The 23,032-nt window shown below is 43.8% G+C and carries 22 protein-coding genes; 7 read left to right on the forward strand and 15 right to left on the reverse strand.

The annotated features are described in order from the left end of the window. Positions 1-263: 263 nt before the first annotated feature. Genes BUA59_RS21575 through BUA59_RS23950 form a run of 3 tightly spaced genes read left to right on the forward strand, consistent with a single transcriptional unit; the run spans position 264 to position 2,865 of the window. Positions 264-1,718 carry a cytochrome ubiquinol oxidase subunit I gene (locus BUA59_RS21575; protein WP_072842005.1) on the forward strand — a complete coding sequence of 485 codons (1,455 nt, stop codon included), beginning with the start codon at positions 264-266 and terminating at the stop codon, positions 1,716-1,718. Next, complete coding sequence (gene cydB, locus BUA59_RS21580) at positions 1,718-2,728, forward strand: cytochrome d ubiquinol oxidase subunit II (protein ID WP_072842007.1); 1,011 nt, start codon at positions 1,718-1,720, stop codon at positions 2,726-2,728. The genes BUA59_RS21575 and cydB overlap by 1 nt, the downstream gene beginning before the upstream one ends. Beyond that, positions 2,728-2,865: a hypothetical protein gene (locus BUA59_RS23950; protein WP_175550805.1), complete on the forward strand. Its 138-nt coding sequence runs from the start codon at positions 2,728-2,730 to the stop codon at positions 2,863-2,865. The genes cydB and BUA59_RS23950 overlap by 1 nt, the downstream gene beginning before the upstream one ends. Before the next feature lie 96 nt (positions 2,866-2,961). Here the strand turns inward: BUA59_RS23950 and BUA59_RS21585 are convergent, their stop codons facing one another. The 5 genes from BUA59_RS21585 to BUA59_RS21605 all read right to left on the reverse strand — a co-directional run bounded on the left by BUA59_RS21585 (position 2,962) and on the right by BUA59_RS21605 (position 9,158). Continuing rightward, entirely contained in the window at positions 2,962-4,911 is a 1,950-nt protein-coding gene (locus tag BUA59_RS21585) for a TRAP transporter permease (RefSeq protein ID WP_072842009.1), read from the reverse strand. A 10-nt stretch (positions 4,912-4,921) separates the two neighbouring features. Then, complete coding sequence (locus tag BUA59_RS21590) at positions 4,922-5,860, reverse strand: TAXI family TRAP transporter solute-binding subunit (protein WP_072842011.1); 939 nt, start codon at positions 5,858-5,860, stop codon at positions 4,922-4,924. A 104-nt stretch (positions 5,861-5,964) separates the two neighbouring features. Continuing rightward, positions 5,965-7,074, reverse strand: a complete 1,110-nt coding sequence (locus tag BUA59_RS21595; RefSeq protein WP_072842013.1) for an ABC transporter substrate-binding protein — start codon at positions 7,072-7,074, stop codon at positions 5,965-5,967. Next, positions 7,064-8,494: a sensor histidine kinase gene (locus tag BUA59_RS21600; RefSeq protein ID WP_072842015.1), complete on the reverse strand. Its 1,431-nt coding sequence runs from the start codon at positions 8,492-8,494 to the stop codon at positions 7,064-7,066. Before BUA59_RS21600 ends, BUA59_RS21595 begins: the two co-directional genes overlap by 11 nt. After that, complete coding sequence (locus tag BUA59_RS21605) at positions 8,487-9,158, reverse strand: response regulator transcription factor (RefSeq protein ID WP_072842017.1); 672 nt, start codon at positions 9,156-9,158, stop codon at positions 8,487-8,489. Before BUA59_RS21605 ends, BUA59_RS21600 begins: the two co-directional genes overlap by 8 nt. Positions 9,159-9,453: 295 nt before the next feature. Here BUA59_RS21605 and BUA59_RS21610 point away from each other — a divergent pair, with 295 nt between their 5' ends. From BUA59_RS21610 to BUA59_RS21625, 3 genes are all read left to right on the forward strand, one after another. After that, positions 9,454-10,350, forward strand: a complete 897-nt coding sequence (locus BUA59_RS21610) for an EamA family transporter (RefSeq protein ID WP_072842019.1) — start codon at positions 9,454-9,456, stop codon at positions 10,348-10,350. Positions 10,351-10,739: 389 nt separating this feature from the next. After that, entirely contained in the window at positions 10,740-11,105 is a 366-nt protein-coding gene (locus BUA59_RS21620) for an efflux RND transporter permease subunit (RefSeq protein WP_217653767.1), read from the forward strand. Between the two features lie 59 nt (positions 11,106-11,164). Next, positions 11,165-12,079 (forward strand): DMT family transporter, encoded by a 915-nt coding sequence (locus tag BUA59_RS21625; RefSeq protein ID WP_072842021.1) that lies wholly within the window; start codon positions 11,165-11,167, stop codon positions 12,077-12,079. Between the two features lie 138 nt (positions 12,080-12,217). On the opposite strand, the gene BUA59_RS21630 is transcribed toward BUA59_RS21625, so the two are convergent. The 10 genes from BUA59_RS21630 to BUA59_RS21675 form a co-directional block, all read right to left on the reverse strand. Beyond that, entirely contained in the window at positions 12,218-13,048 is an 831-nt protein-coding gene (locus BUA59_RS21630; protein ID WP_072842023.1) for an ion transporter, read from the reverse strand. A 112-nt stretch (positions 13,049-13,160) separates the two neighbouring features. Continuing rightward, positions 13,161-13,436, reverse strand: a complete 276-nt coding sequence (locus tag BUA59_RS21635) for a hypothetical protein (RefSeq protein ID WP_072842024.1) — start codon at positions 13,434-13,436, stop codon at positions 13,161-13,163. Between the two features lie 87 nt (positions 13,437-13,523). After that, entirely contained in the window at positions 13,524-14,090 is a 567-nt protein-coding gene (locus BUA59_RS21640) for a mechanosensitive ion channel domain-containing protein (protein ID WP_072842026.1), read from the reverse strand. Between the two features lie 21 nt (positions 14,091-14,111). Then, complete coding sequence (locus BUA59_RS21645) at positions 14,112-14,999, reverse strand: AEC family transporter (protein ID WP_072842028.1); 888 nt, start codon at positions 14,997-14,999, stop codon at positions 14,112-14,114. Between the two features lie 68 nt (positions 15,000-15,067). Further along, a complete protein-coding gene (locus BUA59_RS21650) occupies positions 15,068-16,045 on the reverse strand; it encodes a substrate-binding domain-containing protein (RefSeq protein ID WP_084122633.1) in 978 nt (325 codons plus the stop codon). Between the two features lie 74 nt (positions 16,046-16,119). Then, the gene (locus tag BUA59_RS21655; RefSeq protein ID WP_072842030.1) at positions 16,120-16,917 is read right to left on the reverse strand and encodes an ATP-binding cassette domain-containing protein; all 798 of its coding nucleotides are present in this window, start codon (positions 16,915-16,917) and stop codon (positions 16,120-16,122) included. After that, positions 16,917-17,999, reverse strand: a complete 1,083-nt coding sequence (locus BUA59_RS21660; RefSeq protein WP_072842032.1) for an ABC transporter permease — start codon at positions 17,997-17,999, stop codon at positions 16,917-16,919. The genes BUA59_RS21655 and BUA59_RS21660 overlap by 1 nt, the downstream gene beginning before the upstream one ends. A 111-nt stretch (positions 18,000-18,110) precedes the next feature. Further along, positions 18,111-19,142 carry a sugar ABC transporter substrate-binding protein gene (locus BUA59_RS21665; RefSeq protein WP_072842034.1) on the reverse strand — a complete coding sequence of 344 codons (1,032 nt, stop codon included), beginning with the start codon at positions 19,140-19,142 and terminating at the stop codon, positions 18,111-18,113. Positions 19,143-19,296: 154 nt separating this feature from the next. Then, complete coding sequence (locus tag BUA59_RS21670) at positions 19,297-21,825, reverse strand: PAS-domain containing protein (RefSeq protein ID WP_072842036.1); 2,529 nt, start codon at positions 21,823-21,825, stop codon at positions 19,297-19,299. Then, complete coding sequence (locus BUA59_RS21675) at positions 21,826-22,560, reverse strand: response regulator (protein WP_072842038.1); 735 nt, start codon at positions 22,558-22,560, stop codon at positions 21,826-21,828. Between the two features lie 122 nt (positions 22,561-22,682). Between BUA59_RS21675 and BUA59_RS21680 the strand changes: the two genes are divergently transcribed. After that, positions 22,683-22,997: a 2Fe-2S iron-sulfur cluster-binding protein gene (locus BUA59_RS21680; RefSeq protein WP_232617202.1), complete on the forward strand. Its 315-nt coding sequence runs from the start codon at positions 22,683-22,685 to the stop codon at positions 22,995-22,997. The last annotated feature ends 35 nt before the right edge of the window (positions 22,998-23,032 follow it).

Raw genomic sequence — 23,032 nt, forward strand, 5'->3', positions numbered from 1 at the left:
AAAGGCATAAATTCCATTAATAGTTGGCCTGTCCTTTGCTCTACTAAAAGCAATCTTTGATCCATATCAAACTATTATCAACTTATAGGACAAGCATCATGAACACTGGCTTTTTAATGACCGAAATCATCGCGCTTTTTAGCATTGTAGGCTTAGCGCTGCTACCTCTGGCTTTGCAGCAAATGCGTACGCTAAGAGTTAAGAGAAACGCCTAACCTTCTCTATATATATCTTAACGCTTATTGATTCCCAAGGGAGCCATTATGGACCTCGACGTCGCCATCTTATCTCGCATACAGTTTGCTTTTACTGTGAGCTTTCACATTATTTTCCCCAGCATCACCATTGGTTTGGCGACGCTAATTGCCATATGGGAAGGCTTATGGCTCAAAACACACAACCCTTACTATTTGCAGCTGGCCAAATTTTGGATCAAACCCTTTGCGATTACATTCGGCATGGGCGTGGTTTCTGGCATCGTCTTGTCCTATGAATTTGGTACCAACTTCTCCAAATTCTCGGAGATTACCGGCGCGGTGCTTGGGCCATTGATGGCCTACGAAGTACTGACCGCTTTCTTTATGGAAGCCGGTTTTCTTGGCGTCATGCTGTTCGGTTGGCAACGTGTTGGTCGCAAGCTGCATTTCTTCGCGACGCTCACCGTTATGATAGGTACTTGGATTTCAGCGTTTTGGATCATTGTGGCTAACTCTTGGATGCAAACACCAACAGGCTACAAGATCATTGATGGTAAGTTTGAAGTCGAAAGCTGGATGGAAGTGATCTTCAACCCATCTATGCCGTATCGCCTTACTCACATGGTAGTTGCGTCATTAATTACCGCGACTTTCGTGGTCGCTGGTATCAGCGCTTATTACTTATTGAAAAAGAAAAACATTCCTTTTGCGAAAAAAGGCTTGTCCATGTGCATGTGGTTTGCCTTGGTGCTAACACCACTACAAGCATGGATTGGTGATATGCATGGTTTGAACGTAAGAGAACATCAGCCAACCAAATTAGCGGCGATGGAAGGCATTTGGCCAGCGGAAGAAGAAAACGTTCCGTTATTATTATTCGCTATGCCGAATATGCAAACCGAGTCGAACGATTATGAAGTCGGTATTCCAAACCTAGGTAGCTTGATCCTGACTCACTCTTGGGATGGCGCTGTGCAAGGCTTAAAAGCCGTACCACCAGAAGACAGACCGAATGTACCGTTAGTGTTTTGGTCTTTCCGTGTCATGGTGGGTATTGGGTTTGGCATGATGGGTATCGCGGCACTAGCGCTCTTGTTACGCCGTAAAGGCCGCTTATATGAAAACAAAGCCTTCCTGTCTCTCGTAACATTATTTACCCCTATGGGTGTCATTGCAGTACTGGCAGGTTGGTATGTGGTCGAAATTGGTCGTCAGCCTTGGATTGTCTACAACCTTGTTAGAACATCCGAGATTGTATCGCCACTTCCTCCAGAACGTGTGCTGTTTACCTTAACCATGTTTGTGATCATTTATAGTTTGCTGATTGGCGTTTACCTCTACTTCATGCGCAAGCTGATTAAGAAAGGGCCGCCATCAATGGAAACATTAGAACAGCAACTGATTGGTATGAAAGCACCAGGCTACGCATTGGCTTGGGTCAAGTCGCTGAAAACGAAAGAACAGCAATCGACAGATCTGAAAACAAAAGATCAACCAACAATAGAACAAGGAGATAAATGATGGATTTGGCTCTTTTCTACTTCCTTGTCTTAGGCTTTGCCATCTTTATGTACGTGTTACTTGATGGCTTCGACCTAGGGATTGGCATTCTCTACCCTTGGTTTAACCAAGAAGGCGAGCGTGATCATTTAATGCGCTCTATTTCACACGTATGGGATGGTAACGAAACTTGGTTAGTCTTTGGTGGTGTGGTGTTGTTTGCGGCGTTTCCAGCCGCTTATGCTGGCATTACCTCAACCTTTTATCTGCCCATCATGCTCATGCTGTTTGCTTTGATCTTTCGTGGCGTGGCGTTCGAGTATCGCTTTAAGTCCGATACGTCTCGGCCTTATTGGGATTTCGCTTTTAGTGCAGGGTCTGCCATCGCGGCATTTTGCCAAGGCATGTTGCTAGGCTCAATCGTTCAAGGCGTGCCAGTCGGTGTCGACAGCTTATCCAGCCTACATTGGCTAACACCTTTTTCTATATTAACTGGCTTTGCCGTAATGGCTGGTTATGCTCTATTGGCCGCTTGCTATTTGTTTATGAAAAGTCGTGGACGTATTCAAGATCACGCAGCTAAGTTAGGCAAACGCCTCTTGCTGATCACCATCTTAGCCATGGTCATCGTGAGCTTGTGGACAGTGGCAAACCAAGTAGACATTCGTCAGCGTTGGTTCTCTGGCTTAAATTTCTTGTGGTTATCACCCTTACCTATCATCACCTTGGTGGTCGCGGTGTTGGCTTGGAGAGATCTAAACAGTCACGCTACAGGAACCGTTCATCATGAAGGTCGACCTTTTTGGTATGCCGCAACGCTCTTCTTACTGGGCTTCGCTGGTCTTGTCGTCGGTTTGTTTCCATATCTGATACCAAGACAATTAACCTTTATGGAAGCCGCATCGCCAGACAGCAGTTTGCTCTTCTTGCTACCAGGTATTTGCATCTTCGTACCTTTGATTTGTGCCTACACTTTATGGGGCTATCGCGTTTTTGCTGGTAAGGTGGAAGATTATCAGGAGGGCTACTAATGCCGTTGAAAAGCCTGAAAGAAAAAGCCGCCAAACTCAAATCGTGGCAATGGTTTTTGCTCTTATACGGTGTCGGTTTTATTGCAGTATTAACTGCGTCTTACGGCATTAAGCTGCTGATGACTGGGTTACCTTAAAAAGGCATAGTTACCAAGAAAATTGATAAAAAAGCGCACATTTCATTTATAGAAATATGCGCTTTTTCAGTATTGGTTGTTTAGTATCCTAGACTATTAAGCTTCAGCTTTCATGGTATTGGGCTTTGTTTGAATGCTTGCTTTGAACAGCAACACTGCAAATAACACAATACCGATAACGCGAGCGCCCAACACAGCAATAGACGTGTCCGTTGCCGCTGCAGGCCATGCAATTAATACAGCTGCGACCACATAGGCTAACCGAATAGGCCAAGATAAGTTCTCACGTAACCAGCCAGAAAAGCCGATACTCATTGATGAGGTTGCCAAAGTCGCAAACGAGATCGCTGCGATGACACTAGCAGTTGTTCCGATCAACAAAACCCCCGGCATAGTGACGAACAAGAACGGCACTAAGAGTTTTACAAAACCCAAACGCATAGACTCAATCGCCGTCTCATTAGGATCAGCTCCTGAAATAGTAGAAGCAGCGTAAGCAGCCAATGCGACAGGAGGAGTAATAGCTGACACCAAACCAAAGTAGAAAATGAACATATGCGCAGACAAGGTTTCCATACCTAACTGAGTCATCGCCGGAGCAACCAATACCGCGAGCAATAAATACGCTGCCGATGTCGGTAATCCCATTCCTAAGACAAAAGACGCCAACGCAGTGAGCAACAAGACAGCCCACAAATTGCCGTCGCCTAGTTCAATGATCAAACCTGACAACATCAAGCCCATACCGGTAAGATTCAATATCCCGATAATCACGCCTGCTGCAGCCACGGCAGCAACGATTGGCAAAGTTGAAGACAATGTCTCTTTACAAGCAGCGATGAGATCTAGCGCATTTATGCGAGTAGCTTTTTTCCAAGGACAAACTAGCAAACCAGACAGAATCCCCATAACGGCTGCTTGAGTTGGAGACTTACCTGAGATCATCAAGCCGATCAAAACCACCAATGGAAGCAGAAGATAGCTCTTCGTTCTAAGAGTTCTTAGTAACAGCTGTAAGCCTGCTTCTGTGTCTCTTGCTAAGTTAAGACGTCCTGCCTCAAGGCGAACCGAAATCATCAAGGCTAAAATATACAAAAGTGCAGGAACCAAGGCCGCCATTGCAACTTCGGCATAAGGAATCCCAATCATTTCCGCCATCAAGAAAGCAGCAGCCCCCATAACCGGCGGCATAATTTGCCCAGCCGAAGACGCAGCGGCTTCAATCGCACCAGCCAATTTCGCGCTGTAGCCGACACGCTTCATTAATGGAATGGTAAAGGTACCTGTGGTCACTACGTTCGCGACGGCACTACCGTTAAGCGAACCAAGCAATGCACTAGACAAAGCAGCAGACAATCCAGGACCACCTTGCACACGCCCTGTCAAACCACGGGCTAAATCAACAAAAACCTCACCAGTGCCAATCTTAGTTAAGATGGCACCAAACAAACCAAATAGGAAAATATACTCAACGGCGACGCCCATTGGCACACCATAAACCCCTTCAGTCGATAACATCAGGGTTGAGGTAAAACGACTAATGTCATAACCACCGTGACCATATTTACCGGGGATCAAATAGCCAAAGTACGCGTAAAGGAAAGCGAGGGTCATTAGGGTAATCAATGCCCAGCCTACCGCGATACGAACAAAGACAAACACCACCACAATGAGAGCAATAAAGATCAACCTATCTTGCTCAACCGACATAGCGCCACGCATGACAATATCAATATAGTAATGCCACAAATAAGGTCCCGGAATTAACGCCAATAGAGCCAATAGATAAAACGCTCCACGACCCGCAACACTTTTGTATCTAAGCGCATAAAACAGCATGGCAGCCGCCGCGACTAAAGAGAAAAACGACGATCTCAATAACAACGCGGTAATGCCGCCATAATACGCGCCATAAAGTACAAGACCGGCGATTCCAGCGGCGATCACACTAAACAATAAAGAGACTGCTAGACGTTCCTTGCTACCAGCGAATTTTGATTCAAGGAGCAAGCTTTGAAAGCCATTGCTGGAACCTGAGTTCAACATAATGACGCTCCTATTTTCCGTTTACTTCGTCATAATATTTTTTCGCACCTGGGTGCAAAGCAATAGGAGTACGTTTCGCCGTTTCTAACGAAATTGCTTTTGCCTGCGGGTGAATTTGACCTAGTTCATCTAGATGAGAAAAAATAGTTTTGGTGATGTTATAAATTTTGCTCTGATCTTCTTTACCGCTCGTAAACAAAATCGCTGGATCGTTAATCATCAAGACTTGTTTGTTCTGATCTGGATAAGTGCCTGCTGGCAAAGAGAAAGCTTGGTAGAAAGGATACTTTTGAATCAAACTATCTAGTTTTTCAATACTGGCAGACAAAAGCTTCATATCTGTCTGTGAATCTAGATCAATCAAAGAAGAAGTTGGTGCACCAGCCAAAACCACAGTAGCGTCAACTTGACCGTTCACCAGTGCTTTTACACCTTCATTGTATGAAAGAAAACGTGGTGTGATATCGTCAAAGACACCGTATTCTTGCAACAAGCGAGTTGCCAACACTGCAGCATTGCTGCCCGGAGGCCCCATGCTAACGCGTTTACCTTTTAACTGTTCAAAAGAGTCAACTCCATTTCCGGAAATCGTCGCAACTTGCAATACGGCTGGATATAAATAGGCAATACCGGCAACATCCAATGGCCCACTTACTTTAAATGGGCCTTCGCCATTCTTAGCTTCAAACAGTGTAGAAGATGATGAAAGGCCGAGTGTCATTTGACCTGCTGCCACACGGTGATTGTTTTCAACGGACGCACCAGTTACTTCAGCTCGTGCCGTGGTATTTTCCATATATTTGTTAAGTGTTTCAGAAATGCCCGCGCCAATCACATAAAATAAACCACCAGTTCCGCCGGTACCAATGGATACGCGCTCAGCAGCTTGTAAAGGGCTATTTACTAAGGTCGCACACAAAGCGCTCGCTATAAGCAGTTTTTTAAACATAGTATTCTCCAACTTATTTTTGTTTTGTTATTGCCTAGAACACTTTAGCGAGGAAACCTTTCATGAACCTTTCATGGGCCTTTAATAACCCATAAAAATTAAATCTACGGTAATGCCGAAGAATCGTTAGGAACAGTAAACATAGCATTATCCCACTCATGATAAATGAGCTGTTTTTTGGCATCATCTGTTTGAATCAGTAGTTCAAGGCCTAGAGGAATTGGGCGAAAAATCCCATGCGGTAACTTACTCAACTCATCACGACTATATGGACCTTTTACCTTGGTACTAATTGGCGTAATCCCAGATTGATTCGCAAGAATATGCTGCCCTTCAGGGGACAATAAAAGATCGATAAAACGCTTCGCTAATGTCGGCTGTTGAGCATCACGAGGAATAAACGCCGTGCGCATAATGATTGTCGTATAATCCGTCGGCATGATGGTTTTTATCCATGCATACTTTTGTGACCACTGATATGAATAAGCACCAACAAGATTATAGGCGATAAATATCTGACCTTTTAATAGCGCATTAAGCATCGACGAAGTATCTGTATAAAGCCGAGCTTGATGCGTACCAAAAGCTTCTAATAACCGCCCATAACTGCGAGATTGTTGTCCATCATAGGCCCATGCCAAATAGCCTAAACCTGACTGCTGAATATCAAATAAGCCAATTTTGTCGTCTAAAAGGTGATTCTTACTGCGGATCAAATTCAATAACTGCTCGCGACTCAGCGGCAAAGCCTCTCCAGCCAAAATATCGCTATTTAGCGCCGTTACGATAGGTTCGTAGGTAAACCCAAACAGCTCATTTCGCCAATGTGAATCCTTGGGGACATTACTAAGCTCTGGCGAATCATAAGCCAATGCGTAACCATCGTTCGCCAATTTAAATTGAAGGTCCATCGCAGGACTAAGCATCACATCCGGCCTAACATTAGGCTGCGAGATAAATTGCTCGTATAAATGACGAGTATTCGATTCGGTGTAATGAATTGCTACATTTGGGTATTTTTCTTGATATGCCTTAAACAAAGGCGAGATCGCCTGATGATTTATAGCGCCATAAATAGCCAGTACATCTTCTTGATACTTTGGCGGTTTATTCAAACTTGGAAAAGTAATATATGTAGTTTGTTGCACCGCATCAGCGAATACCATACGACTAACCAAGATTAAACAAAGTCCCAGCACGTAACTAACTTTCATAAGAAAGTCCTTTTCGTTGGGGAAAAATAACTTCCACAATCAATCCGGTTGGCTGGTTGTCTTTTAAATGGAATCTGGCGTCATGATGCTCTGCGACTTCTTTGGCAATGGATAAACCAATCCCAGAACCAGAGGCAAAGTTATCTGGACTACGATAAAAATACTCAAAAATATGCTCTTTATCCTGGTCAGGAACGCCAATACCTTGATCTCGAATTTGTAACACTACTGAAGTCTCAGATAGCTCATCCATCACCATTAGCTCAACTTCAACAACGCTGCCTTTCGGACTGTATTTAATGGCATTTTCAATGATATTTTGCAGCATCTGCTTTAGTGCGAATTCATCACCGTTAATAGTAACTTGGATGTCTCCTAAATATTCAATTTCAACCTGTTGTTCTAGTGCCCAAACCACCAGCTCGCGACAAGTCTCTTTGGTCACATGATCCAAAGACACCGGACTAAAAGGATGACTCTGATAACGATGTGTCAACGTAGCGCGACTAAGAAGTTGGTTGACAGTGTTGGTCAATACATTACTGCTTTCTAAAATATGTTGTAGTTGCTTTTGACGTAACACTTCATCGGTTTCATCTAGAGCGTTTTGCGCCTGTGAATTCAGACCAGCCAAGGGTGTTCGTATCTGATGGGCGGCTTCTGCCGTGAAGCGTTTTAAACGGCTTAATGTATTATCCAACTGAGCCATAAAGTAATTAATACTCTTTAATAAAGGCGCTATTTCGCTGGGTACATTGGCTTCTAAAGGCGATAATTCTTGAGGGGAACGTTCGGTTATGGCTTGCTTGATCGCTTGTAAAGGCTGCAATACCCGCCAAATAACAAAGAGTAGTAAGAGCAGGGTAATAAAGAAAAATAAGGTAACAAACTGCAATGCCATTTGGCTGATTTCAGTCGCAGCTGCGCGTCGTGCATCCAATGTTTGCCCGACAATAATAAAAACATCGTTCACACTATCCGCTTCTAACAAGCGTTTTCCCAACGCTACAAAACGCACCGTCTCACCGCGATACATGGCTTCATAATAAATAGGAATAAACTTTTCTTTCTCGCTGGATTGCTGAAGTAACTGGGTAAACGGAATATTGGGGAGATCTTTATAACCTGTCAGCACCTGATATTGTCCATTCATAATAGAATAGAAGGCTCGATCAGAGGTAGACAACGCCAAGGTTTCAAAAGCAGAAACGGGCAAATCGATAAAAAACTGCGAATCCAAAATATTAATGTTTTCGGCCATCTGTAAAGCTGAACCATATAAAAGTCGGTCATAAGACTCTTTTGCAGCTCTATTCGCGTAGATATGTGCGCTCCAAAGAGCCACAACATTAATGACGATCAGCACCGTCGCAACCATTAGGATCAATTGCCGACGAATCGACGTGGTCGCCTTAGCCATGATGTTTTTCCAACAAATAACCAAGACCACGAATGGTTCTGATATTAATATCACTGTCTTGCAGAGATTTCCGTAGGCGTGCTACGTAGATTTCAATCACACTTGAGTTTGGATTTTCATTAAAGTTATAAATATGTTCAATCAATGCCTCTTTGCTTAAAACCCGCCCAGTGTGGCTGATAAACACCTCTAATAAACGAAACTCTCGTTGTTTTAGGTCGATAAGATTACCGTCAACGGTCACCGAACAAGCTTGAAGATCTAAACTGACATTGCCATATTCTATGATGTTTTGCGCTTGTCCTTGGCTACGACGCAGTAAGGCACGACAACGAGCTTCAAGCTCACCAAAGTCCACTGGTTTAGTCATATAGTCATCTGCGCCTAAATCTAATAACTCAATACGATCTTTAATTCCATCACGCGCAGTCAGTACGATCACAGGCGTATTAGAGTGTTTTTTTCGCAGAGTTTGTAAAATTTGATTGCCTGTCATATCCGGCAAATTTAGATCTAGTAGCATGAGATCGTATTCTTGCAAGGCCAACATCTGATTTGCCTGTAAACCGGTCTGAGCAAGATCAAGACCATGCCCCATTCGACTGATTCTTTGGCTAATGGCTTCGCCTAAAATACGGTCATCTTCCACTACTAAAATACGCATGATACTGATGCTCTTGTGACGTCTTTATTTTTATAAGGCAAATTGAATGTGTGTGATATTCAGTTTCTTACTCGGAACTTTGTCAATTTAGCCTATATTCCGGCGTGAAAGAATGGGCTATCTCTTCTATCAATACATGAAATGGAAAATGAATACGGAGCCTTTTGCAATTAAAGGGACCATTCTCGGTCTGTGTCCTTCATTCTTTTGTTATCTGTCCATGTGCAAACTTATCGAAAACACGTAAAGTGATTGGCTTATTTTCGCTTCACTATTGTACGGTTAAGGACTCAACATGATTCGCAAAGATATGTTTTTGGCGCTGATTATTATCGTCGCGTGGGGCTTTAACTTTATCGTCATGCGTTGGGGGTTGGACGAGCTAACACCGATGATGTTAGGTGGCTTACGCTTCCTGGTCATCGGTATGATTGGCTGTTTCTTCTTCTCTCGCCCCAATACACCGCTGCTTTGGTGCATTGGCTACGCCTTGTCATTGAATTTCGGGCAATTTGCGTTTTTATTCAGCGCGATGTCGTTTGGTATGCCTGCGGGACTTGCGTCTTTGGTGCTGCAATCTCAGGCGATTTTTACGCTCGTGTTCGCTATTTTATTGTTGAAAGAAACCGTACGCCCTTATCAAGTACTTGCTATCGGTATTGCGATTGGTGGCTTGGCGGTCATCGGATTAGACAATGAAGACACCACCATGACTGCACTTGGTTTTGGTTTAACCTTAGCCGCCGGCTCAAGCTGGGCGTTGGGCAATATTTTTACTAAAGTCATCAGCCGAAAAGGCTACGATGCCAACCTCAACCTTATTGTTTGGTCTAGCTGGGTTCCGCCTGTGCCTTTCTTTCTGTGTGCTTACTTCATTGATGGCGGCGACGTTATGTGGAGTAACATCGTTAATTTGAACTTCAAATCCCTTGCATCACTGGCTTATTTGTCAATCTTTGCAACATTCATCGGCTACGGTTTATGGAGCCATTTGCTGTCTCGCTATCCAGCAGCAACTGTCGCACCGCTAACCTTGGGCGTTCCGGTTGTTGGCCTAACATCAGCAGAAATCTTTTTGTCTGAAACAGTTAGTACCATGCAATGGATGGGGATTTTGATTGTATTGCTTGGTTTGATGCTGAACACATTCGGCGGCCGCTGGCTAAAGAAAGTTAGCCAGCGAGTCGCTTAAAAACGGTTAAGAAATAAGAAGTTATTTAATCCTTTCTATTTTGTTGCGCGTCGATTTTATCCACGAGGCGTGCAATTTGAGCCTGTAATATTTTAACGTTGAACGAACGCTCCACCTGTTTACCCCAAATGCTGTAATCGATGATCCATCAACGGTTTCACGGTCATGCAGGTATCCGCGACTATATCGAACGGCTTTTTATTGGCTATCATACGGTAACTTGCTTTCTGTCGAGCGAGATCCTCGACGATAGCTGTTCTCGCGTGCGGGTCGATTTCACCGGAGACTTTGGACATGAGCTCGGCTTACTGGAAATGACCATAAATGCTGACGGGTGATCGTGCGCATCGACACAAATCTAGAATAACAACTAAGGAGATAGGCCTGCTGTGTGGCAAGAGCTTCAACCTATCATCGCCAAACAGCCGCCCGGTTATAGCATCGAAATGGCTGGCTCCATTGAGGAAGCTGGCAAGGCCAGCACGGTAATGCTACCCCTTCTTCCGATTATGATTGCACTTACGCTAATCGTCATCATTTTGCAGGTGCGCTCGATCTCTGGAATGGTCATCATGTTCTTGACCAGCCCACTAGGGCTTATTGGCTCAGTGCCTATGCTAATTCTGTTCCAGCAACCATTCGGCATCAATGCGGTGGTTGGCTTAATTGCGTTGTCGGGTATATTGATGCGCAACACGCTGATTGGCGGTACTGTTTTTATTACCGTCTTGCCATTTACTTGTTTATTCGCTTAAATGGCCTGCTGGATGGCTCCAAAATCTATCGGGAAATTTATTTTAAGGTATTGATATAAATGGAAAAATCCAAAAAAAATGAGCTTGATAAAGTTGGTCTGAGTGCCGCATGGTTTGCAGCCCTAGGGTGGGCGTCAACAGGCATATTTGTCCGTCACTTCCCAAACTGGCCGCCATTAAATATCGTCGCAGGGCGTTTTTTAGTAGCATTTGTTGCTATCAGTCTAATCTTACTGTTCAATCACCGCCGAGCCAATATCACCAATGCCATTAAACATCCGCTGACTTGGATACTGTCTGCGCTAATGGTAGCTTATTATCTATGTGCCACCATCGCATTTCAGCTAGCACCAGTGGGCGAAGTGTCATTGGGAATTAGCATGTCACCGGTTTTTGTCTTGCTGTTTCATTTATTAACTGGCCGAAATACGCCACTCATCGAAAAAATAGGCTCGGCGGTTTCTTTATTTGGCGTAATTTTGGTCTTTTTACCAAGCTTTGCAACGCAATCCGATTTTCAATACCATGTTGTCGGCTGTCTACTTGCCTTAGCAGGCGCTGCCATCATGGCAACTTATGTTTTAGCCTATCAATATCGTTCCCCTAAACACCATCCACCTTCTTCAATCAGTGTTTCCTTACTCACTTTTACCCTAGGTTTATTCATTATGATTAGTTACTTAGTGGTTAATCAGCAGATACTAATATTTGAAGAATTACGACAAACTCAACCTTTGCTGTTAATGCTTGGACTGGGATTAATGGCAACCATAGTACCAACCTTAAGTTATTCCATCGCCTCGCAACGTCTGTCATCGATGTTAACGACTTCAATTAGACTGGCAACCCCTACTATTGCCGCTTTGTTGGCAATCGTGTTTTTACACGAAATGCCAGCTGTGTGGTTTTGGTTTGGTTCTAGTTTTGTTATTGGGGGTTTGCTGCTAATGACATGGCAGAAAAAAACGCCCTAACTTTGAAGTGACCCCATAAAGTTGGACACTTTATTAACCGGCTAACAATGCCTGATTTCGGTACTCTACCGGAGTCAGGCTAAAAAAAATTAACCAGCAGCTTACCGCCTTAAAAGTAAATTGAAAGTAAAAGTAGAGTTAATCCTTTCTATTTTGTTGTGCATCGATTTTATCCGCGAGGCGTGCTACTTGAGCCTGTAGTTCTGAAATCTGCGTCACCAAAGCCTGATGATGGTTTTCCTGATTCTCATGCTCTTCTATTGCCGTTTCGCGTGTCATCACGTCCAGCACAACACCCACCATCATGTTTAAAAACACAAACGCGGTTAAGAAAATGAAGATGATGTAGAAGATCCAGCTAAACGGATACACTTCCATGGTTTCGTACATAACGTCCGTCCAATCTTCGAACGTCGCGACACGGAATAATGTCAGCATAGAAATAGCGATATCACCCCAAAGCGTTTCATTTACTTGATGAAAAAAGATAGAGCCAACCGCCGCGAAGATGTAAAAGATGATAAACATCAACAAGGCAATGTAGCCCATTTTGGGAATGGCTTTGAGCAAGGCATTAATCAAAAAACGTAGGTCAGGAATGATCGACACCAGACGCAAAACTCGGAACACTCGTAACAAACGTGCGACAAGAATCATCTCAGTCTCGGAGATCGGCATCAAACTACCAACAACAATCACGGTATCGAAAATATTCCAAGGATCTCTAAAGAAGCGGCGCTTATCATCACAAGCGATAAAGCGCAGGGAGAGTTCAACCAGAAAGAAGACAGTAATGAAGTTGTCTAGGTAATTAATGGCCTTATCAATGCCATAAGGTAAGGAATAGGTTTTTGCGCCAACGGTTAATGCGGCAACCACAATGATGCTAATAATAAAACCTTGGAACCACGCACTGCGCTCAATGCGCTTCATCGTGGCAAACCAATTTCCAGAACGACTCATTTCCATTATTTTCTACACCTAATATGCAATCTTAAAAACCTGCAATAAAGACAGGTGCCGCCATCTTAAGTTCATATCATGTAGAATAAAAGCAGAAGCGAGTTATTGCACTTGCTAATTAAGTTCGTTTTACTCGCACAACCTTCATGATCTCAACAGGAATTCCCGCGACCATTTCTTGTGTTGGATAGTAGGTTAGATTGACGCGAGCACCACGCAAGGTACGATATTTGCCTTGGCGTTTGAAACGAAAAGGCACATCGTAGCCTTCTATCATTAAGGTGTGAAGCACCCAGTCTTCTTGGGGGCGTTGGGCATGAGATTTCACTTTCAGCGCATCTGAATGAATAAGCGCATCATTATTTTTTAACAAAGACTCAGGATCGGATTTCACAAGAGACTTCCTTTCTTAAAGATGAAAGCCTCTTAGTATGACACAAATATCTGAAATCTTAAAAAATTGATTGTTTTTCACTCAACGTTAAGAAGAAGCACTTTGGTCCTCAACTTTATTAGTTGAAGTGCTAGATGCTGTAAATTGACTCATTGCCTGCGCTGCTTCTCGACTTTCAAAGCGTATAACCGCTTTTTGTAGAATCAAACTGTTTGGATAAGTCACTATATCGCCTGACAACCGATGAATAATGACATGGAAGGTCGATATTTCTAACACTTGCCCTAAGATCTCATCGTCTTTATCTACAACCTTGACCCAATCCCCCACTCGATAAGGAAAACCAAAGAAGATAATCAAGCTAGCAGTAATGTTGCTTAAAATCGACCATTGAGCAAACAGCGCCACACCCACCACGGCAAACACAGACGAGAAGAATATCGCTAGCTGACCATAACCAATACCAAGAACCAAACAAATCAACAAAACAAAAATCGCTGTAAAACCAAGGTTGAGCATTTTCGAAACGTAGGTTATTCGCACTTCGTTCGCAAATTTCTTTTGTCCTAATAAATTGACACTGGATTTCAAGATGCGAGAAACAATGATGTAAGCCACCACCAATAAAGCGATTAAGCCAATTTGCACCATCATGCTTTTTCTCCTAATACGGATTTATAAAACATAAAACAACACACAAGGGATGATACCTACACTCATCAAATTACTAATCAACACAATCGACGCCACTTTATGTGGCTCTTGTTGGTATAACTCCGCCACCATGTAATTCAACACGGCAGGCGGTAAACAGGCAAAGATCAACAAATAGGCGAAGTTTTCCGGAGACATGCCAACAACATAATACCAAATAGCAGCAATTATCAGACCGCTTAACGGACATAAAAAGCCGCTGATAACACCAAGCTTCCACTCACTAAAGTCCACATTCGTCATACGAACACCAAGCGCAAATAGCATCAGAGGAATGGCTATTTGCCCCATCATATCCACAGACACCTTCACTGCAGGGATTACCGTCCAACCTTGTAAACTCCAAACTAAACCAAGTATCGTCGCGATGATCATCGGCATTTTTAGCACATTAAGGAGGTTGGTTTTTGGATTGAGCAAATACATGCCAACAGTAAAATGCAGCAAGTTTTCGGTGAGAAACAGCACTACAGCGATAGGCAAAGCGGATTCACCAAACGCCAACACAATCAATGGAATACCTAAGTTACCACTGTTATTAAACATCATTGGCGGAACCAATGTCTTTGGCGAGATTTTTAGCCACTTACAAAGAGGCCAAACGAGTAATCCTGAGCCTAAAACAACAACTGTGGCCGCGATAATCAGATCGACATATTGAGCTATGTGGAAATCTTTCGACGCCATAACTGAAAAAATCAGCGCAGGACAAAAGACACTAATATTAATACGATTCGCCACCGTCATGTCAGTTGGGCGAACTCGTGCATATAAAAATGCCACCAGCACTATGCTGGCCAAAGGGAAGACTGTATTAAAAATTTGTAAGAATAACGTCGAAGTGTCCATTCATAGCCTCTTTCACGAAGGCCACTAGCTTAACGTCCTTGTAATAAAAGACCAAGATGGAATAGAGATTAGTTTTTCTCAATTAACGTTGAAGGAATCAAAATAAAACGCTGAGTAACGTCTTTACCTTTTAATAGATCCATACCAATTTCGATGGCTTTTTCCGCCATTGGAATAGGACGCTGGACAGCCGTAGCAATCCAAGGGTTACCTTTTTGCTTGATAATCTCGGCAGCAAATGGCGCACCGTCAATCGACGCCAATACGAATTCATTACGATTCGCTTGTTGAGCAGCACGCAAAGCACCAAATGCTGTTGGATCATTAATAGTAAATACCGCATCGATGTGATGGTATTCTTCCATTAAATACGTCATGGCTTCCATTCCGCCCTCGACACTGCCTGTACCGTTCATTCGATCGCTTAACAGCGTGATATCTGGGTATTTATTTAATGCGGATTTACAACCAGCGACTCGCTCAATAACAGACGATACTAAGACGCCATTAATAATGACAAAGTCACCTTGGTAGCCAATTTTCTCCGCCAATTTTTCACATGCTATAGCGCCAGCCTGTACATTATCTGTCGTAATAGTCGCGTCTGCACCTTGGGCATTCACATCCACCGCGATCACTTTAATACCAGCTCGTTGAGCTTTTGCGACGACGGCTGCGACCTTGTATTCATCCGCAGCGGTTAATATGATCAAATCAACTTTTTGCTCAATAAAGTCGTTGATTTGGCTTATTTGTCGTTGCCAATCATACGCATCTGAACGAATAAGCATTTTTACTGGCTCACCCGCCAGCTCTTCCGCTTTTGATGAAACCGTGTCCACTAGCTGGACAAAGTAAGGATTGCCCAAATCAGCAACACTAATACCAATCGATTTAAGTGGCTGAGGCTCTGAGGATTGTGAAGCCAAAGGGGAAAGTGAAACGGCGACAATAGAAACCGCCAATAGGCTTGGCATCAGGCGATAGCCCTTCCAAAGCTGTCGCGCTTTATGAAAACGCGATATTGACTGTTTAATTAGGCTCATTTTGTTTCCCCTGATGAAAGGCCGCTATTTTGCCCTACCTGATGGAAGATAAAAATAGCGACTGGGCTTTTATCTTAGGCCGCTTCTTCCTCTGACTCACTAACTTCCATCGCACCCGTCATAATGGCAACGGCGTCGGACATAGTATGAGACTGAGGCGTAACTATGGCAGCTCGCTTACCCAAACGATGGATGTGGATACGATCTGCGACCTCAAACACATGCGGCATGTTATGGCTAATCAAGATAATTGGTAATCCGCGATCACGGACCTCTTTGATCAAGTTCAACACTCGACGAGATTCTTTTACACCAAGCGCTGCGGTTGGCTCATCCATTATCACCACTTTGCTACCAAACAAGGCCGAACGAGCAACCGCCACACCCTGACGCTGACCACCCGAAAGTGACTCAACCGCTTGGCTGATATTTTGAATAGTCATTAAGCCCAGCTCGGTCATTTTATCCTTAGCGCGGCGCTCCATTTCTTTCTTATCAAGCATACGGAACACCGAACCCAAAATACCAGGCTTACGCAGCTCTCTTCCCAAGAACAAATTGTCCGCAATGTTTAATGCCGGTGATACCGCTAAATTTTGATAAACGGTTTCGATGCCTAACGCGCGAGCTTCCATTGGTGAAGAGAAATGCACAGGTTTGCCATCTAATAAAATCTCGCCTTCGTCAGGAATCAAAGCGCCAGACAAGGCTTTGATCAAGGAAGATTTACCAGCGCCGTTATCACCAATCACCGCTAATATTTCACCTGGGTAGAGTTCAAAGTCAGCATGGTCAATGGCGGTCACACTGCCATAGCGTTTGACCAAATTCTTTGTTTGTAACACTGGAGTTTTATCGTATTGTGCAGTCATTATGCTGTCCCTCTTCGAATCCACTGATCAATGCCCACAGCCGAAATAATCAAAATACCGACAGTAAACTCTTGCCATAGCACATCAACACCAGCAAGCGCTAACCCATTTCGGAAGACACCAACAACCAAGGCGCCAATAAGCGTCCCATAAATAGAACCTCGCCCACCAAATAGACTACAGCCACCAATAACCACCGCAGTAATACTGTCGAGGTTTGTCATAGTGCCCGCTTGTGGACTGACCGAACCAATACGACCAATAAGTACCCATGCACCGATAGCACACACCACGCCAGCCAAAACATAGACAGACATCAAAATACGAGTGGTACGAATGCCTGCTAATTTCGCGGCTTCTGGATCATCACCCGTGGCGTAAACATGACGCCCCCATGCTGTCCAATTTAGGGCGTACCAAATAAGAAAGAAAATCCCCAACATCAACAGGGACCCATAAGTCAGTCTTGCCCCGAAGAAATCAATTGTTTGGCCTGTCCATTGCAACAATGGCGCAATATTACTGATGTCCTGCGAGCGAATGGTTTCACTTTTTGAGTACCAAAGATTCAGCGCAAAGAACACATTCCAAGAACCCAAAGTCGCAATAAAAGGCGGTATTTTTAAGCGCGTTATCAATAAACCATTAATAAAGCCCGCTAAAGCACCAACCCCAATACCTATCAAAATCGACAAACTTGGATCAATACCATGGTTTACCGCCATCCGCCCCATAACAACGGAGGTCAGAACCATTATGGCACCTACAGACAAGTCAATGCCTGCGGTTAAGATAATCAATGTCTGCGCTACACCAATCACGCCAATAATAGTCACTTGCTGTAGCACTAATGACAAATTAAATGGGTGCAAAAAACGGTCACCGACAATGACACTAAAACTGATAACAGCCAACAGCAACACAATCAAAGGCGCAGCAATTGGATAATGATGAAGAAACTTCTTGAAGCGCTGCAAAGGGGTTTCACGGCGCTCAAACTTAGCAACATATGTGCTGGCCTGATCCGCGACTTTATCGTGATCAAGTACCGCTGTGGACGGTTTTGGGTTGGTAGAACTCATAGACTACTCCAGACAGGAAACATTGCGCTAGACAGAAAAAGTACCGTTAGCCAAACTCCCGGCTAACGGTAAATAAGGGCACCTTCACACCCATCTATCACAAGAGATTGATTAACCCCAACACATCGCCAAACCAGTTGTAGAGCTAACAGAGTTAACACCTTTCACTGGTTCATCAGTAATTAACTGAACGCCTGTATCGAAGAAATCTAGACCATTTGACGCAGAAGGACGTGAGCCAGATTTAGCAAACTCAACAATCGCTGTTACACCTTCAGAGGCCATTTTAAGAGGGAATTGCATAGAAGTAGCGCCGATAACGCCATCTTTGATATTACGAACACCTGGGCAACCACCATCAACAGAAACGATCAATACGTCTTTTTCAAGTCCGAAAGATTTCAATGCTTCATACGCACCAGCAGCAGCCGGTTCGTTAATGGTATAAACCAAGTTAATTTCTGGGTCTTTTTGAAGTAGGTTTTCCATCGCACGACGGCCGCCTTCTTCAGAACCTTGAGTCACATCGTTGCCAACAATACGTGGGTCTGTTTCATCGCCCATGCGATTGGGATTTTTAAGATCGATACCAAAACCTTGCAAGAAACCTTGGTCACGTGCAACGTCTACAGTAATCTGGCTTGTGCTCAAATCTAACATGGCGATTTTAGCGTCTTTAGCTTTATCGCCCATTTTCGCTTTTGCCCACATACCAATCATTTCGCCGGCTTTAAAGTTATCCGTTGCAAATGTCATGTCTGCTGCACTAGCAGGGCTAAGGGCGGTGTCTAAAGCGATAACAAGCAAGCCTGCATCACGTGCTTTTTGAATAGTGGGAACAATAGCTGCGGTATCGCTAGGTGTAATAAGAATACCTTTAGCACCAGCGGAAATTAGATTTTCGATTGCTTGAACCTGAGTTTCGTTATCGCCATCGTAGCGACCGGCAAAGGTACGCAATTCAACACCAAGCTCAGTGGCTTTTTGCTGTGCGCCTTCTTTCATTTTTACGAAGAATGGGTTGGTATTGGTTTTGGTGATTAAACCTATGATTGGTGTTTCTGCCATAGCCACTGTAGACAGTGTGCCAGCAGCCACTAGACAAGCTAATTTTTTGTACGGAATAAGATGCATGAATTTCATTGTTTTTATAACTCCAATTTTTGTTTTTATTATTGGCAGCGATGCCATTCAAAAACAGATCCAGCCCCGACTCTGCTTTGATAAAACACTATGAAGATAAAAAACTAATGAATAATTTCATCATTTAATCTTTTTTTGTAATATTTGTAACAATTCAATATTCGATCTGAAATATTCCACTTAACTCCTTGATGGTAAAAGGTTTTGAAATAAATAAATCTTCATCTTTTAATTGATATTTTTGTTTCAATTCGTCTCTTGGCAAACCAGACATCAGTAATATTGGTCCGGTAAAGCCAAACGAATCGGAGTTCAGACTGTGCGCCAGCTCAACGCCACTCATGGTTCCTGCTAGGTTTACATCCGAAACAATGGCATCAGGAACAATCGCCTTACTTAATGCGTTCATCACAGCTTCTGCACAATCAAAGGTTTGCACCATAAAGCCCATTTTTTCCAATTGCTCGCGCATCACTCGACACACATCTTCATCATCTTCCACCAACCACACTAAACTAAACTCCGGTAAAAGAATGATGTCTTGTTTGCTCGCTTTTTCTTCGAATGCCCTTTTATCTTCTGCTAAAAGATCAATCGATGTAATTTGTTGAGGTAAGAACAGGCAAACACGCGTCCATTTGCCTTTTTCAGAGGTCACTTTGATTTCACCTCCGCTTTGTTTCACAAAACCATAAATCATACTCAAACCCAAACCACTGCCCTTGCCGACTGGTTTAGTGGTAAAGAAAGGCTCAAAAATGCGACCAATCACATCATCGTCAATACCTTCGCCTGAATCTTCTACTCGAATACGAATCGCAGGAACCTCACTGTCTGGCAAAGTACATAACTTAGTTGAAAAGGCTAAACGGCCGCCATCAGGCATAGCACTGGCGCTATTCAAGGATAAATTCAATAAGGCATTTTCTAGCTGAGACGGATCAATCAGACTCACCACACCAGGGCATTGCAAATCACTCTCGACGACAATATGCGAACCAACACTGTATTCAACCAAATCCAGCATACCTTCGATCAAATCATCAATACCAATCGACACTGGGAAAAGCTGCTGACGACGACTAAACGCCAATAAACGCTGCACTAGGTTGCTACTTTTCTCCGAAACAACAAGCGCTCGCTCTATGTAACGGGCTTGATCGGTGGTTTGTGGGCGCGAGTCAGACAGCATTTGTAGATTCCCCATAATCGCTGCCAAGAGATTATTAAAGTCATGGGCAACGCCACCTGTCAGTTGTCCTAGCATCTCCATTTTCTGCGCCTGACGTAACTGACTTTCAACACTCTTACGCTCGGTTAAATCCGTATACAAGGTAACAAAACCCCCTTCAGGCATCGGCTTGGAACGAAACTCGATAATTTTTCCCGAATCAAAATGACGCTCGAAACTTTGAAAACGCAAATGACGAGAGACGTTCACCTCTTCCATGTGAACCTGCTGGTTTTCTAAGTTCAGATTTTTGTGTTGCCCTCGGTTTATCAGTCTTTGCACTTCGTCAATCGACATGCCGACACTCAAATCATCGTCCGATAAATCAAACAATGTCTGATAACCCGAGTTCCAAGCAATCAGAGTGCCTTTTGAGGAAAATACACTCAGGCCATCATTCATGTTGTCGAAAATGGTTTCGAGCAAGCGTTTCTGTTCCGACAATTCGGCGGTGACTTCCAAACGCCGTAACGCATCACGGCGGAACACTTCGAACGTATCGGCTAACGTGCCTATTTCGTCATTACGACGTATTCCGGTGTGTTTTGAATCAACACGACCTAAGGAAAGCTGTTCCATATCGTTGGTAACTACGCCTAAATCTTTGGTCATGCGCTGGCTATACCAATACAAACGCGTCAGACCCAACAAGAGAAACACAGAAATACCAATAATCCAGTTTTGACCACGGGCAACAAACGAAGACACAGCTTGTCGCTGACGACTCACTTTCTTTTGCAATCCGCCCACAAAATCACTGACTTGTTTACTCAGCTGTTCGGATTTGGCGCGAATAGAAATCAGTAGATAGTTTTTACGTTCTTGGATTTGATTCAAACGCCTGTGCGCCATCAGTAAGTCTTCTGCAATGCTCGCTACTTGCTCGTTTTGCTCCGAGAGTTTTAAGCTCTTCAATATGCTCTCTGGCACCAAACTCGGCGATTCTAATAATTGCAGTAACCAGACCAACCCTTGCTGACTGTCCACGCTGGCAGGTTCATCATTAACCGGCAACTGACGAATACGAAATTGCTGAGCCAAACTGTCTTCGCGCAAGTACAGTTCTTCTCTCACCAAGGCGACAAGCTCTTCAAGTGTGGTTTGTAGATCGTCTAATCGCTCGTCGATATCACGTTGAAAGACAGAATCCGTCAAACTGTCTGCAACGCCACGAAGCTCAAGAATACGCCGATGAATGCGCTCAGATTCAGTTTGTAACTGGAAAGGACGACCCGAACCTGCGGTATAAGGCGCAATGGCAGCCAACTGAGCTACACCTTCGGCTAAGGTTAAAGAAGTACTGATTTCAGGTAGGGTTTCTGATTCGAATTCAGACAAAGAGGCTTCACTGACCCGCATAGATTGCCAGCCAATTCCAACCATAAAAAATGCCACCAAGCTAATCGCTAAGATAGACAAAGAAGCTTTTTGGCGGATACTGGTAAAGCGCATCTAATTAATCCGCACTGGGCCTTGGAAAAAATAACCGAGTCCACGTTGCGTTTTAATGAACTCCGGCGTTTTAGGGTTCGCCTCTATCTTTCGTCTTAGGCGTAGAATCAATACATCAACGGTTCGATCAAACACCTCGGTTTCTAAGCCTCGGCTTTGCTCTATTAATTGTTCACGAGAAAAAATACGATCTGGATGCCGAGCTAACACTTCCAACAGAGAAAACTCGCCCAAAGTTAAGGTCACCAGCTTGCCGTTTGGATCATGCAAAAGACGCGCGGTTAAATCCAACGTCCAGCTACCAAATTTTAAACATTCGTGATCTTGATTAATCGTACTTCCCGTCGTTGGTGGCACTTGGTAAGAACGACGCAACAAAGCATGAATCCGCGCCGTGAGTTCACGTAAATTAAACGGCTTCATCATGTAATCGTCTGCGGCTAACTCTAGCCCTAAGATTCGATCTGTTTCATCGCCTTTGCCGGTTAACATCATGATTGGCATCGCAAAACGCTCTCGAATATCACGAGCGAGATTCAAACCATCTTCTTCGCGCAGATATAAATCCATCAGCACTAAATCAACGGGCTCAGCTTCAAGATGGAGCCACATCTGAGTACCATTTTCTGCTTCCAATACCTTATAACCCTTTTGCGATAAGGCATCACAAAGCAACTGACGAATATCTTGATCGTCATCCACTACCAATAAGGTTTTTTTATGTTGTTCTGTCATTGTCTGGGCTGGAATCCATTATCATTGTTATTAGACGCACACCAAGCTAGAGAAGCGGCTATTATTGCGCTATTAATATCATGTTAAAGTTAATAGACAATTAACAAAAGGAAAAGCTTCTCGTGCAGCAAAAACTCATCCCTCAGAAGAAACAGATCCATCTCGCTTTTGTAGATCCTGAGCAGTCCATTCTAGTCGAGAAGGATGAAATCGTGCTAACTGCGTTAGTGTCTGCAGGTATCCCGATTAAGCAAGCATGCACCAATGGTGTTTGCGGTGTTTGTCTGACGCCGTTGTTATCCGGTGAAATTGATTACGCCAATCGACAACCTCACGGCTTAAACGAAAAAGAAAAGCAAAACGGCTACTTCCTACCCTGCATTGCCACATGCAAAAGCGATATCTCCATCGACAGACCTAAAGTGAGACTGCGCTAACTGCCTAAAAACGTTATCATGAGCGCAGCGAATTA

It is taken from the genome of Marinomonas polaris DSM 16579, assembly GCF_900129155.1.
GTDB lineage: Bacteria > Pseudomonadota > Gammaproteobacteria > Pseudomonadales > Marinomonadaceae > Marinomonas > Marinomonas polaris.